We start from the raw sequence: 13,226 nt of genomic DNA, 5'->3' as shown, positions 1-13,226 counted from the left end.
AGTGAGACTTCCATGCCGCGCACGATCATCCTGGCCATGGTCGACCAGCTCGCCGCCAAGTGGGTCGAGGCCGCAGACGACGGCGTGGTCGACCTGCCCGAACTGCGTCGCCTGCGGGCGGAGGGGGCCGAGTTCCGGCACGCGTTCACCGAGAACCCGGTGTGCACTCCCGCGCGGGCGAGCATCGCGACCGGGATCTCCTCGTCGGCCAACGGCGTGGGCGAGTGCGGGTACCGCCTCGACCCCGCGGTGCCGACGTTCATGCAGTCGCTGCAGAGCGCCGGCTGGACCACCGCGGCCTTCGGGAAGCTCCACTTCCTTCCCCAACTGGAGGCGATCGCCCCGGACTACCGGCCGTACGGATTCGACGTCGTCGACAACACCGAGGACACCCGGGCCGGCGCCTGGCTCGACTGGGTCCGTGAGACGCACCCGCAGTGGTACGACGCGGCCAAGGCGACGGTGTGGATGACGATGGTGCCCGAGCTGGAGGACTACGGACCCGACCACGAGAACCTCCGCGACGAGATCCTGGACGCGCAGAGCCGTTACCCGCAGACCGCCCAACTGGCCTACGAGCTGCCGCTGCCCGCCGAGGTCTCACAGACCGCCTGGATCACCGACCGCGCCTGTGAGTTCCTGCGTCACACCCCGGACGGCGACGTGTTCGCCCAGGTCAGCTACGTGCAGCCGCACAACCCCTTCACACCGCCGGCCGACTATGTCGACCGGGTCCATGTCGATGCCATCCCGGAGCCCATCCCGGCCGAATGGCAGCAGGACCCGATACCGTACTTCGCGCAGGAGCGGTACAAGAGCGCGTCGTACGACGACTCCGACTGGCGCCGTGAGCGACAGCTCTACTTCGCCGACCTGGCGCACCTCGACCACGAGATCGGGCGGCTTCGGCGCGTCCTGGAGGAGACCGGACGCCTGGACGACTGCCTGTTCGTCTTCACCTCCGATCACGGCGAACTCCTGCACGATCACGGCCTGTTGGGCAAGTGGGAGCGGCACTACGACTCGTGCATCCGCGTTCCCCTGATGATCGCCGCCCCCTCGGTGAAGCCCTCGGTGCGCCGCGAGCTGGTCAAGCACACGGACATCACCGCGACGATCTACGACTGGGCCCGGATCGACCCGCCCGCCCTCCCCGTCGGCCGTCCCGGTGGCACGGACACGATTTCCATGCTGCACGGCCGCTCGCTGCTTCCGCTGCTGACCGCGGACGCGGGTGCCGGAGACGAGTGGCGCGACGAGGTCCTCGTCCAGTCCAACAACAGCCACATGGACATCTCGCCCTCGAGCTGGGCCCGCACGATCCGCACGCAACGGCACCGGTACACCCGGTACTTCGAGGGCGGCGGGGAGCAGATGTTCGACCTGGCGGCGGATCCGGACGAGCGGGTCAACCTGGCCGGGGACCCTGCGTACCGCGCGGAGTGCGACGAGCTGCGCGCGCGGCTCATCGAGGCCACCGTCCGCGACACGTACCCGAACACGCCCCGGTCGCTCTACCGGCTAGGTTCCTGGTGATCGCCGTCGTCCGCCGGCCTGCGCCGACCGCCCCGAGGAGTTCTCTGTGAACCGCGTCGACCACGCTCGCCTGAGCATCCTCCACCTCATTCGCGAGGGGAGCGCGGGTGACCGCCTGCCCGGTGAGTCCGATCTGGCGACGCGCATCGGGGTCAGCCGGGTCACGGTTCGTTCGGCGCTCCGTCAACTCTGGCACGAGGGCCTCGTCACCCGCCGATGGGGGAACGGCACCTTCATCGCCGAACCGCCTGCGGGTACCGGTCCGACGGCGTTCCGCAGCATCTACGTCGATGTGGGAGTCGTCGGATCCCTTCCCGAGCGCATCCGTGCCGCCGGCTTCGACGTCGAGATCCGCGGCTTCGGCGCAACCACGGGGACGGCGCCCTCGTGGGTCGCCGAGTCGATGGTCGCCACCGAAGACGTCTGGCACATCGAGCGCACGCTGGTCATCGACCACAACCCCGGCGTATACCTCGTCGACTACCTGCCGACGGCCATCGCCGGTAACGGGCTCGATCCCACAGCACTGGCCCACCCCGATCAGAACCTCCCGAGCCTGCTGGCGGCGCACGGCACCCGTGCGGTCAAGGACGAGGCATATTTGGAGGCCGTGGCCGCGCCGACACCGGTCGCCGCGGCCCTGAACCTGCAACCGGGCCGACCGGTCCTGCGCGCGCGACAGAACACCCACGGCGAAGACGGGACGGTGATCGAGTGCACGGAGGTCCACTACAACACCGAGGTCTTCGCGACCGTCCTGGTCAGGTCCTCGAGAGAGACGCAGTGAAAAACGAGCACCACTGCTGCACACCCGCCCGGGACGGCATCGACCATCCGCGCGAGTCGGCCGACCGCCCGGTCGTCCCCGCCGCGGACGGCACGCACCCAGTCGCGCAGGCGCACGTGCCGCGACACGAGTTCATGATGGGTGATTTCCACGGCGACGGGTTCCCCGGCGACCGTGAGGGACCGCCACGCCCGCAGATGGTCAACGCCTTCGACATCGATGCGACAACTGTCACCGTCGAGGCGTTCGACGCCTTCGTCGCCGCGACCGGGTACGAGACAGAGGCGGAGACGTTCGGCTACTCGGCCGTCTTCGAACCCTTCTTCAGCGGCCCGCCCGGCGCCGTCGTGGGCCGTGCGCCCGGCACACCGTGGTGGATCGGAGTGCGAGGGGCGGACTGGCGGCACCCGGAGGGCCCGGCCTCGCATGTGGACAGCAGGCTGGATCATCCCGTCGTCCACGTGAGCTGGAACGACGCACAGGCATACTGCGCCTGGGCCGGCCGGCGACTGCCCACCGAGGCCGAGTGGGAGGCGGCATCGCGCGGTGGCCTCGACCGCAAACGTTACCCATGGGGGGACGAACTCCTCGCCGACGGCCGCTGGCGCTGCAACATCTGGCAGGGCACGTTCCCCAGCCGCAACACCGGTGACGACGGCTGGCTTTCCACCGCCCCCGTCCACACCTACGAGCCGAACGGCTTCGGCCTGTGGCAGACGGTCGGGAACGTATGGGAATGGTCCGCAGACCCTTGGGACCGGAACACACCCGCACCTCGGCAACGGGTGATGCGGGGCGGATCGTTCCTGTGTCACGACTCGTACTGCAACCGCTACAGGAACTCGGCCAGGTCGGCCAACACCGCCGACTCCTCAACCGCGAATACCGGATTTCGCACGGTTGCCGAGGAGCCCCATGCCCAGCCGTGCCACTTCGTACCTCAGACGGACCTTGCCCCAAGGACGGGTAGTTGAGGGCTTGCCGATCAATAACTCGCCGTCTTGATCTCCGGTTTGGGGATGCCCAGGTGTGCGGTGAGGTTGGTGAGATCGCCGAGGGTGGTCAGTTGCGTCTCGGCGGGTTCGATGGCGTGTCCGATGGCGTGGAGGAGTCGGCGGGTTTGGCTGATGGCCTGGTTGAGTGGATCTCGTTGCGGCCCGCGCGGACCAGGTCGCTCGCGTCCACCAGGAACCGGGCGTATCCGAGGCCCGCCTCAGCGAGGAGATCACCCGCCAACTCGCCCCGTTTCGGCGGCAGATCGAGCTGCTGGCCACCATCCCCGGCGTCAGCACCCGCTCGGCGGAGATGATCCTGGCCGAGATCGGCGCGGACATGACCCGCTTCCCTTCGGCCGCCCACCTGGCCTCGTGGGCCGGGATGTGTCCGGGCAACTACGAGTCCGCCGGCAAACACACCTCCGGCAAGTCCCGGCCCGGCGACCCGTGGTTGAAGAGCGCGCTCGGCCTCGCCGCCACGGCCGCAGCCCGCAGCCCGCAGCCCGCAGCCCGCAGCCCGCAGCAAGAACACCTACCTCGCGTCCCGCTACAAACGGATCGCGATCCGCCGCGGGAAGAAGCGCGCCCTGGTCGCAGTGGGCCACACGATCCTGGCCTCGATCTGGCACATGCTCACCAACGACGCCGAGTACACCGACCTCGGAGCGGACTACTTCCTCCAGCGAACCGGCCGGACGCGGCAGACACGACGTCTGGTCAGCCAGCTCAACATGCTCGGCTATCAAGTGTCCCTCCAATCAGCGGACGCGGGGTGACCTGCGGGAAGGTTGGATTTTCGAATCAGACTCCTTCGTATCTGTCGGTCGCGTTGGTCGGTCACGGGCGTCGAGCCACCGGCTCATCGCCCGGACACCTCGGCGCAGGCCACGGCCTCGTTCAGCGCCACCGAGGCGATGGCCCACAGCACCACGAGGATGGCCACGGTCGGCGCGAAGCGGACCGCGACGAGAAACGCGGCGCCGACGAGCGAGCCCAGGAGGATCCACGGTGCGCGACGGCCCATGCGGGTCCGGGTACGGTCGGAGAAGACTCCGATCAGCGGTTGCCAGACGTTCGTCGCGACCAGTCCGATGGAGGCGACCAGCGCCAGGGATTCCGCCCGGCCGGCGTCGAAGTCTGCCAGGATTCCCAGCAGCCGGCTCTCATCCGGCGTCGCCGTCGCCGTGCCGGCGGTAACGGCGTTCTTGAGCGCGGTGAGCTTCTGGAGATCCGTACCGGCATCGCGGCCTGTGAAGAACTTGGCCACCTCCAGCGTCTGGACCTGGCGGGGGAGCAGCAGCGTGCCGACTCCTCCCCAGATGCTGGAGAACGCGGCGAGCGCGATTCCTTACCCAGCGCATAGCGCCGAAGGACGCGACCGCGCAGGTACTTCGGGGAGGTGCCGGGTTCGGTCGGCGCGAGCACCTGGGCGGTCGAGGCGGGCTCAGAAGGTGACGGACCGCTGTCGGACACGTCAGTGGAGGAAGTCGCTGTCATGCGTTGCCCCGATCGCTCGTCGCTGAACGAAGAGGTGTCTGCTGGTGCCAGATACATGGCTGGCCGAAAGTCGACGTCCCTGCCACTGGAGAGAAACAGTAAACCTTACGGTTTTTTATCCGCAAGATGTCGCCGTCGAGCAATCTCGGGGCCATGACCCGCCGCTCGTACCCCAAGGGACTCGCGAAGCGTGAGGAGATCCTCGCCACCGCCCTCAAAGTGATCGCCGAACGCGGGTTCGGCGGAGCCACCCTGCGTGAGCTCTCCGAGGCGTCGAACCTCAGCATCACCGGACTCGTCCACCACTTCGGCACCAAGGAGCAGCTGCTCACCGAGGTGCTCCGCCGACGCGACGAAGTCGACGCGGAGACCTACGAGATGCACCGGCGTCCCGAGACGGCAGCCGCGATGATCGAGCGCCTCGCCGCCCTGGTGGATCGCAACGCCGCCGTTCCGGGACTGGTGACGCTGTACTCGAACCTTTCGGCGGACGCCACGGCCCCCGAGCACCCCTCTCACGAGTACTTCCGGGAGCGCTACGAGCAAAGCCAGGACCTCGGCCGGGACTCCCTGAGTCACCTCCAGGAGCTGGGTGAACTCCCCGCCGGGGTGGATCCCGGCGATCTGGCCCAGCTGATGATCGCCGCGGTGGATGGTCTTCAGCTGCTCTGGCAGTACGACAGGAGCATCGACATGGCGCGTGGCCTCAGGGCTCTCGGCGCCCTGTTGGAACTCGCCAACGAGGGTGCCCGCAGCGCTGACCAGTGACGCCGCATCGGCCAAAGTGCGGGAGTCCCTGTTCCAGGGTCGACGAGGTCAGGTTCTTCGAAGAACCTAAAGAACGCGCTGCGCGACCGGCCCCGCACCGCGGTGCTGACCCTGGGGATGGGGACCGGCGCGACACCGCGTCATGACTCCATGGCGGCCGTCGGCTCGGAATCCGCCCGGCCGGTCCGAACGTGCGCAAGCCTCACGCAGTTGACCTTCTCGGACGGTACCAAGGTCACCAGCGCCTCACAGACCGACACAACTCCCGCACTCTGCAAGGTCACTCTGGTGGTGCCCGAGAGCAACGGCATTGTGCTGGCGCTCCCGGTGGACAACTGGAATGGCCGCTTCCACGGCACGGGCGCGGGCGGCTACGGCGGCTGGCTCTCACCCGAGCAGGTAGACGGCCCCGCGCAGGCGGGCTACGCGAGCGCAGGCACGGACGGCGGGCACTCCGGCTCCCCCCTGGACGGCTCATGGGCGTGGTCCCCGACCGGGATGAACACATCGCTGATCAAGGACTTCGCCTACCGGTCGGCCCACGAAATGACGGTCAAGGGCAAGGCGATCACCACCGCCTACTACGGACGTCCACCCAGCTACTCCTACTGGGACAGTTGCTCCGGCGGAGGCCGGATGGGGCTCATGGAAGCCCAGCGCTACCCCGACGACTACGACGGAATCCTGGCCGCCGCCCCCGCACTGAACGCCGAGCGCTTCGTACCCGCCGGAATGTGGCCGCAGGTCGTGATGCGCGAAGCGGGCGACTTCGTGCCACCGTGCAAGTTCGAGGCCTTCACCCAAGCGGCCGTCGCGGCCTGCGACGCCCGGGACGGTGTCACCGACGGAGTCATCGAACCGCAGACCTGTGCCTTCGACCCGGCGAAGCTCGTGGGTCGGCAGACCGCCTGCGGCCGGATCACGGCCGAGGACGCCACCGTGATGAAGCGGATCTGGGACGGACCGCGCCGCCCTGACGGCTCGCGGCTTTGGTACGGCATCCCGCGAGGCGCCCCCCCCTGTACGCCTACGCCAGTGCCTCCGACGCCGACGGATTGCCCAACCCACTGCCGAGCGACTGGTTCAAGTACTGGCTCACCAAAGACCCCGACTGGGACTGGCACACCCTGACCATCGCCAACTTCGCCACCTACTTCGAACAGTCCCGTCACGAGTACGGCGATCTCCTCGGCACCGACGATCCCGACCTCAGCGCCTTCCGCAACGCCAACGGGAAGATGATTATGTGGCACGGCTGGGCCGACGAGGTGATCATGCCGCAAGGAACCATCGACTACTACAAGCGGCTGCTCGACACCATGGAGAGCAAGACGAAGACCGAGCGATTCGCCCGCCTCTTCATGGCACCCGGCGTACAGCACTGCGTCGGCGGTCGCGGCGCCTTCCCTGTCGACCCGCTGACGGATCTCGTGAAGTGGGTCGAACACGGCCACGCCCCTGACACCCTCTACGCGAAGAATGGGGACGTGACCCGTCCGCTGTGCCGCTGGCCGGCCGTCGCCCGCTACAGCGGACACGGAAGCACCGACGACAGCGCCGACTTCCGTTGCTCGGGCAAGTGACGCACTCCCCTGGACTCGCCTGTCCGGTCAGTGACCACCGGCACGAGGCAGGACCGGCCCTGGACGCCAGGGCGAGGTGATCCCAGAACGGATCCCGGTCAGCCGGCCGTTTCCACCACCGCCGCGTCGAGGAGGGGGCCGAGTTCCCGGGCCACGATCGTCAGGGCGCGGACGTCCCGCTCCGCCCGGGCGATGAGGATCGCTCCCTCCAGGGAACCGATCATGAGTGTGGCGAGGGCCCCGGCCCGCTCTCGTGGAACACCCATGTCCGCCAGCGCCAGGGCCACGTGACCGGTCCAGCGGGCGAACGCGGTGGCCGCCGCCTCCCGCGTGGACACGGTGGACTCCGCGCAGTCCACCGTGGCGGCGGCCACCGGGCAGCCGCCCGCGAAGCCCGCGGCCTCGTACTCGTCGGTCCACTGGCGCACCATCTCGGCGAACAACCCACTGGGCGTCGGCTCGGGCAGCGCGGCCAAGAAGCGGGCGATCCGGTTGCCCGCGTACCGGCCCGCCCAGCCAACTGCCTCGTTGACCAGCTGCTCCTTGCCGCCGGGGAAGTAGTGCTGGAGTGAACCGCGCGGCGCCCCGGCGTGCACGGCGACCTCTCTCATTCCGGTGGAAGCGACGCCGTCCCGCCGAATGAGCTGGGCCGCGCTGAAGACCATGCGCTCACGCGGCCCACGCCCGGATGTCTCCGCCGCCGCCATCCCGACCTCCACCACCGATCCATGAGCCTTCCGGAAACCCATCCTATGACCGCCGTCATAGGTACGGCTACCATGTCCGCCGTCATAACCGCTGTCATAACCGGCGGCCACCACGATCCGGCCCCGGCTCGGAACGGACATGGCGGTGCATCGTGGTGGACGTGGGATTCATCGGGCTCGGAGTCATGGGACAGCCCATGGCCCTCAACGTCGTCCGCACCGGAACGCCCCTCGTCGTGTGGAACCGGACGCCCGCCCGGTGCGAACCCCTGCGCGCCGCCGGAGCCGAGGTGGCCGCGCAGTCCGCCCAGGTCTTCGAGCGCGCCGCCACCGTGCTCTTGATTCTCGCCGACGAGACCGCCCTCGACACCGTCCTGGGGCGTGGCACCCCGGAGTTCACCTCCCGTGTCGCCAGGCACACCGTCGTTCACATGGGCACGACCTCGGTTGAGTACTCGGGCAGCCTGCAGGACGACATCCGGGCGGCGGGCGGGAGATACGTCGAGGCCCCGGTCTCCGGTTCCCGTGTTCCGGCCGAGCAGGGAGAGTTGGTGGGGATGCTGGCGGGTGACGACGAGGCCGTGGCGTCCGTACGCCCCCCCTACTCGCCCCCATGCGCCGGGAGACCTTCTCGGCTGCGGACCGGTACCGGGCGCGCTGCTGATGAAGCCGGAATTCCCACCGCCGGCGTCGAGCCCTACCTGCACGCACCAGCCTGGCTGACAGATTCCGCTCGGCTCTTGGGCCGGACATCCGAGGCACTCACCGCCGAACTCGTCGACACGATGCTCCGCAACGCCACCGTCGTCCTGCGCGACGGGCGGCTGCACGCGGCCGCTGAGCACACATCCGTCACGGAAGAAGCCCTGCGGGTGCCGCTTCCCCGCGCCTGGCCGGACCCGGTTCGACGTCCGAGGTAACGGCGTCGGCCTCAACCGGACAGTGGCACAGGACTCCAAGCCCCAAGCGCCCTGATCCGTGAGCGAGACACACACGGCTCGTCCGGGCGGCTCAAGGCGCAACTGCACGCAGAGCACTTGCGTACCAAGGCGATACAGTCTCTACTTTTTATCATTACTAGATTTTCAACGGCAGCAGCGCAGCACCCTGCCACCCGACGAAGGACATCCGCCACGTGACCACCACACGCCCCAACATCCTGTGGATCGTCAGCGAGGACTGCCCGCCGCGTTTCGGTTGCTACGACGACCCACTGGCCCACACGCCCCACCTCGACTCCCTCGCCGGACGCGGCACCCTCTTCGAGCACGCCTACAGCTCGGCACCGGTCTGCGCGCCGTCCCGGTTCTCCCTGATCACCGGCATCAGCCCGGAGAGCCACGCACCCGCGAACGAGATGCGCGCCGTGGCGCCGGTCCCCTCCTGGATGCGCACCTATCCGGAAATCCTGCGCGACCTCGGGTACTACTGCTCCAACAACAGGAAGACCGACTACAACGCGGCCATCGACGAGCACGCGATCTGGAACGAGTGCTCACCCTCGGCGCACTGGCGCAACCGTCCCGAGGGCGTGCCGTTTCTCGCGGTGTTCAACTACGACCCGACGCACGAGAGCGCCGTGTTCTCCCAGCGCGAGAGCGCCGTCGACCCGACAGAGATCCGCCTGCCTGCGTACCTGCCGGACACCCCGGCCATCCGTGAGGACATCGCCCGCTACTACGGCCACATCACCGACATGGACGGATTCGTCGGCTCGCTACTGACACAGCTCGACGAGGACGGCCTGACCGGCGACACCGTCGTCATCCACACGTCCGACCACGGCGGGGTCAACCCGCGTTCCAAACGCCACTGCTACGACGAGGGCCTTCATGTCCCGCTGATCGTGGCGGCTCCGCAGAAATACGCGGGCTTCTTCCCCGCACCGGGGACGAGAGTCACAGCAGCGGTGTCCAACGTCCGCATCACGCCCACCCTGATCGAGTTGGCCGGGGCGGAGATTCCATCCCATATGTCCGAAGCCAGTCTTGTACACGCCGAGTTCGCACCGGAGTCCTCCCTCGCCTTCGGCATGCGAGGTCGCATGGACGAACGCATCGACATGGTCCGCACCGTGCGCGACGCACGCTTCCGCTACATCCGCAACTACATGCCCCACCTGCCATGCGGCCAGCACCAGGCCTTCGGCTGGCTGGCGGCCGGTTACCAGTCCTGGGAGGAGGAGTACCGAGCGGGCCGGCTGAACGAGGCCCAGTCCGCGTTCTGGAGACCGCGCCCGGTCGTCGAGCTGTACGACACTGTCGCCGACCCCGACCAGGTGCACAACCTCTCAGGCGATCCGGCGTACGCCGAGGCGGAGAAGCGGCTGCGCGACGCGCTGCGCAGTCACATGATCGAGGTCCACGACAACGGTTTCCTGCCCGAGGGTGTCCCGATGACGGGTTACGACGCCAGCCGGGCCGACGGGGTCTACCCCCTGGAACGGTTGCTGGATCTCACCGACGCCTTCGCGCTGCCCGACGACATCGCCGTGCCGCGCTTCACCACAGCACTTGGCGACGTCGACTTCACCATGCGGCGCTGGGCCGCCATCGGGTTGCTCGCCCGCGGCCCCAGCGCGCGCCCCGCCCTCGACGCGCTACGGGCATCGGCGCTCACCGAGAGTTCCCCCCATGTGCTCGTGCCGGTTTGCGAGACACTCGCCCACCTGACGGGCGACGAACCGGCCGTGGCCACACTGGCCGGCCTCACGGGCGACGACCGGCCCTCCCCGGTGAGCCTCGCCGCCGTCAATGCACTGACCAGGATCGATCTCGAACTGGTCCGCCCACACAGGGGTGTCGTGGAAGCGGCTGCCATCCGCGACGACGAGTACGTCCGCTCCGCCGGGCGCTATCTGGTCCTGCAGTTGGACGGCACCTACACGCCCTCGTCCCGAGTGCTCGACTGGGCCCACCTGGTGGCCAAGGTGTCCGGCGCCGCCGGCGTGCACCCCACCGGGCCCGTCGGCAGAGCCTGACCACGGCTCCCTCACACCTGGCCTCAAACTTTTATAGATGATAGATTTTCATGGCGGACCGGCCTCCGTACAGTCGACAGGAGACCGGAGCAAGGCCTGCCAACTCACGGAGTCCACATGATCGGCACATCCTTCAACGAAGGCTGGGAAGCCCGGCCCAAGGTCAACCCGTTCACCGAGTTGTCGGGCCACACGGTTCCCTGCCGGCCAGGGACGCTGCCCCACGACGCGCTGATCGGGCAGGAGCGGGCCGATCCGAACGACCAGGCCACCATGGAGGGCGGAGCCGGCGCGTACTTCCCGGGTGGGGTCTTTGAGTACCGCAAGACCTTCTCTGTTCCCGAGGAGTAGGGGGCAAGCGGATCTTCATCGAGTTCGAGGGCGTGTACCGGGGCGCCACCGTGTTCATCAACGGGAACTACGCGGGTCAACGCCCGACGCGCACGGCACCTGCCACACAGCCGCCGACCGACCGGTGAGTGTCGAGGTCTCCGGGGCCGGAGTCCTGCTCGGCTTCGGCAGCGCCGACCCCTCGACCGAGGAGCGGTTCGACACCACCGAGCGGCACACCTACGAGGGACGTGCGTTGGCCGTGCTGCGCCCCACCTCGGCCGGCAAGATTCGCCTCACCGCGACGGCGCCGGGATGTGACTCGGTGGACGTCGTCGTCACCGTCGAGTAGCCGCGCCGTCATGGTCGTCGTGCGGCTCTCCGACGAACTCGTCGTCCAGGCTGCCCCGTTCGTGAACCGGCCTGCCCCAGCCCAGACGAAAGACACGTGACATGGCCACTGGTGCATCGAGTCCCGGCAGCATTCGCAGCCTGGTCTCCCGCCTGATGTTGAATCAGAAGGTGGCACAGCTCGGCGGGTTGATCGCCTCCGAAGTGTTCACAGAGTCGCGGGATGCGAGCCGGTGGCCGTGATCGACGCGAGGCACCTCCGGGAGTTGCGTCCGCACGGTGTCGGACACCTCTCCCTGGCGTGGTTTCTCGGTGACGACGCCAACAGCTTGCGCGAGCAACTGGCGGCGATCCAGACCGTCGTACGCGAGGTGTCCCCGTTCGGGATCGGCGCGCTGGTCCACAACAAGGGCATCAACGGGTTTCTGCACGCCTCCGGTTCGCAGTTCCCCACCTCGTGGGCGCAGGCGGCGACCTGGAACCCGGAACTGACCAGGCGGGCGGCGGCGGTCACCTCGGCGCACATGCGGGACACCGGTGTCCAGCTGCTGTTCTCGCCGGTCATGGACATCAACCGCGATCCGCGCTGGGGGCGTGTGCACGAAACGTACGGCGAGGACCCGGAGTTGGCCGCGCGGGTGTCCGTCGCGTTCGTGCGCGGGGTGCAGAGAGCGGAGCAGGAGAACGGCGTACTGGCGACCGGCAAGCACTTCCTGGGGTACGGGGCCTCGGAGGGCGCGCTGAACCAGGCCGTCACCCAGCTCGGGCGCCGGGCGCTGGTCGACGAGTACGCGGAGCCGTTCCGCCGGTCGATCGCCGAGGCGGGTCTGGCGTTGATGATGAACGCGTACAACGAGATCGACGGCATCCCCGCGACCGCGAGCCGCTGGCTGCTCACCGAGTTCCTGCGTGACACGCTCGGGTTCGACGGCCTGGTGGTCAGCGACTACGACTCGATCAGCCTGCTGCGCACCGCCCACCACACCGCGCGTACGGAGGGCGAGGCGGCTGTGCAGGCGCTGTCCGCCGGGCTGGACGTGGAACTGCCGGGCAGTCCGAACTACGCGCACCTGGTGGACGAGGTCGCCGCCGGACGTCTCGACGAGCGGGTCGTCGACGTGGCCGTGGCCTGGGTTCTCGCCGTGAAGGCCAGGACCGGCCTGATTCCCGGTGTCGGTCCGCGGCCCGCAGCGGCGGCGCCTCCGGACCGCACGGAGGCCGCGGAGGTCCGCTGCGCGATCGCGGCGCGGGCCATGGTGCTGCTCCAGAACGACGGCACGCTGCCCCTGTCCCCCGGCGAGCGCCGCGTAGTCGTGGTCGGGCCTGCCGCCGACGAGCTGCGGATCCACTTCGGCGCCTATACGTCGGTGTCGAGCGCCGAGATGCCCCTCGGCATGCGGGCGGTCATGGAGGGCAGGGTTCCCGGGATCGACCCGGCGACCTTCGTGTTCACCGACATCTTCCAGCCGCGCATGCCCGGTATGGATCCCGCCTTCGAGAGCGCGGCCAGGAAGCTCCACCCCGAGGCCTCCACCGTGCTCGACGCACTGCGCGAACTGGACTCCAAGATCGAGTTCGCGCAGTTGGGCCGCTTCGAGCGCGACGCCGGGGACCCGCTCGACGCCTCGGTCGTGGAGGCCGCCGTGGCCGACGCCGACGTGGTCGTCGCGGTGGTCGGCGAACGTACCGGCT

Annotated in this window: 13 protein-coding genes and 3 pseudogenes; 14 read left to right on the top strand and 2 right to left on the bottom strand. The window is 68.7% G+C overall.

Annotated features, from left to right (window positions below; all coding sequences use genetic code 11):
• Positions 1–12 precede the first annotated feature (12 nt).
• The 5 genes and pseudogenes from BMZ82_RS04345 to BMZ82_RS41575 all read left to right on the top strand — a co-directional run bounded on the left by BMZ82_RS04345 (position 13) and on the right by BMZ82_RS41575 (position 4,094).
• Positions 13–1,536, top strand: coding sequence for a sulfatase family protein (locus tag BMZ82_RS04345; protein ID WP_093771770.1), 1,524 nt, complete (start codon positions 13–15; stop codon positions 1,534–1,536).
• A 46-nt stretch (positions 1,537–1,582) separates the two neighbouring features.
• The gene (locus BMZ82_RS04340) at positions 1,583–2,323 is read left to right on the top strand and encodes a GntR family transcriptional regulator (protein ID WP_093771768.1); all 741 of its coding nucleotides are present in this window, start codon (positions 1,583–1,585) and stop codon (positions 2,321–2,323) included.
• Positions 2,320–3,297, top strand: a complete 978-nt coding sequence (locus BMZ82_RS04335) for a formylglycine-generating enzyme family protein (protein ID WP_093771766.1) — start codon at positions 2,320–2,322, stop codon at positions 3,295–3,297. The genes BMZ82_RS04340 and BMZ82_RS04335 overlap by 4 nt, the downstream gene beginning before the upstream one ends.
• Before the next feature lie 331 nt (positions 3,298–3,628).
• Positions 3,629–3,772 (top strand): annotated as a pseudogene (locus tag BMZ82_RS41580) (transposase); the annotation flags it as partial.
• Between the two features lie 142 nt (positions 3,773–3,914).
• Positions 3,915–4,094 carry a hypothetical protein gene (locus BMZ82_RS41575; protein ID WP_256251751.1) on the top strand — a complete coding sequence of 60 codons (180 nt, stop codon included), beginning with the start codon at positions 3,915–3,917 and terminating at the stop codon, positions 4,092–4,094.
• 83 nt (positions 4,095–4,177) lie between these two features.
• Here BMZ82_RS41575 and BMZ82_RS04325 read toward each other — a convergent pair whose 3' ends face one another.
• Complete coding sequence (locus BMZ82_RS04325) at positions 4,178–4,585, bottom strand: MFS transporter (protein WP_177244375.1); 408 nt, start codon at positions 4,583–4,585, stop codon at positions 4,178–4,180.
• A 383-nt stretch (positions 4,586–4,968) separates the two neighbouring features.
• On the opposite strand from BMZ82_RS04325, the gene BMZ82_RS04320 reads away from it, so the two are divergent.
• The 3 genes from BMZ82_RS04320 (at position 4,969) to BMZ82_RS04310 (ending at position 7,166) form a co-directional block, all read left to right on the top strand.
• Positions 4,969–5,583, top strand: coding sequence for a TetR/AcrR family transcriptional regulator (locus BMZ82_RS04320; RefSeq protein ID WP_037750410.1), 615 nt, complete (start codon positions 4,969–4,971; stop codon positions 5,581–5,583).
• 150 nt (positions 5,584–5,733) lie between these two features.
• The gene (locus BMZ82_RS04315; protein ID WP_177244374.1) at positions 5,734–6,714 is read left to right on the top strand and encodes a tannase/feruloyl esterase family alpha/beta hydrolase; all 981 of its coding nucleotides are present in this window, start codon (positions 5,734–5,736) and stop codon (positions 6,712–6,714) included.
• Entirely contained in the window at positions 6,639–7,166 is a 528-nt protein-coding gene (locus tag BMZ82_RS04310; protein ID WP_177244373.1) for a tannase/feruloyl esterase family alpha/beta hydrolase, read from the top strand. Before BMZ82_RS04315 ends, BMZ82_RS04310 begins: the two co-directional genes overlap by 76 nt.
• Before the next feature lie 98 nt (positions 7,167–7,264).
• Here the strand turns inward: BMZ82_RS04310 and BMZ82_RS04305 are convergent, their stop codons facing one another.
• Positions 7,265–7,873, bottom strand: a complete 609-nt coding sequence (locus tag BMZ82_RS04305) for a TetR/AcrR family transcriptional regulator (protein ID WP_093771900.1) — start codon at positions 7,871–7,873, stop codon at positions 7,265–7,267.
• 155 nt (positions 7,874–8,028) lie between these two features.
• On the opposite strand from BMZ82_RS04305, the pseudogene BMZ82_RS04300 reads away from it, so the two are divergent.
• From BMZ82_RS04300 to BMZ82_RS04275, 6 genes and pseudogenes are all read left to right on the top strand, one after another.
• Positions 8,029–8,542 (top strand): annotated as a pseudogene (locus BMZ82_RS04300) (NAD(P)-dependent oxidoreductase); the annotation flags it as partial.
• A gap of 71 nt (positions 8,543–8,613) precedes the next feature.
• Positions 8,614–8,793 carry a hypothetical protein gene (locus tag BMZ82_RS04295; RefSeq protein ID WP_093771758.1) on the top strand — a complete coding sequence of 60 codons (180 nt, stop codon included), beginning with the start codon at positions 8,614–8,616 and terminating at the stop codon, positions 8,791–8,793.
• Between the two features lie 215 nt (positions 8,794–9,008).
• On the top strand, positions 9,009–10,853 hold the full coding sequence (locus BMZ82_RS04290) for a sulfatase-like hydrolase/transferase (protein ID WP_093771756.1): 1,845 nt from the start codon (positions 9,009–9,011) through the stop codon (positions 10,851–10,853).
• A gap of 117 nt (positions 10,854–10,970) precedes the next feature.
• On the top strand, positions 10,971–11,204 hold the full coding sequence (locus tag BMZ82_RS04285) for a hypothetical protein (RefSeq protein ID WP_093771754.1): 234 nt from the start codon (positions 10,971–10,973) through the stop codon (positions 11,202–11,204).
• A gap of 124 nt (positions 11,205–11,328) precedes the next feature.
• Complete coding sequence (locus BMZ82_RS41165; RefSeq protein ID WP_037750391.1) at positions 11,329–11,535, top strand: hypothetical protein; 207 nt, start codon at positions 11,329–11,331, stop codon at positions 11,533–11,535.
• A 232-nt stretch (positions 11,536–11,767) separates the two neighbouring features.
• Positions 11,768–13,222: pseudogene (locus BMZ82_RS04275) on the top strand (glycoside hydrolase family 3 protein); the annotation flags it as partial.
• Positions 13,223–13,226: the final 4 nt, after the last annotated feature.

Origin of the sequence: Streptomyces sp. yr375, assembly GCF_900110755.1 — a bacterium.
Taxonomy (GTDB): domain Bacteria; phylum Actinomycetota; class Actinomycetes; order Streptomycetales; family Streptomycetaceae; genus Streptomyces.
The sequence above is the reverse complement of the archived record's forward strand: the minus strand, read 5'-3'. Positions and strand labels throughout refer to the sequence as shown.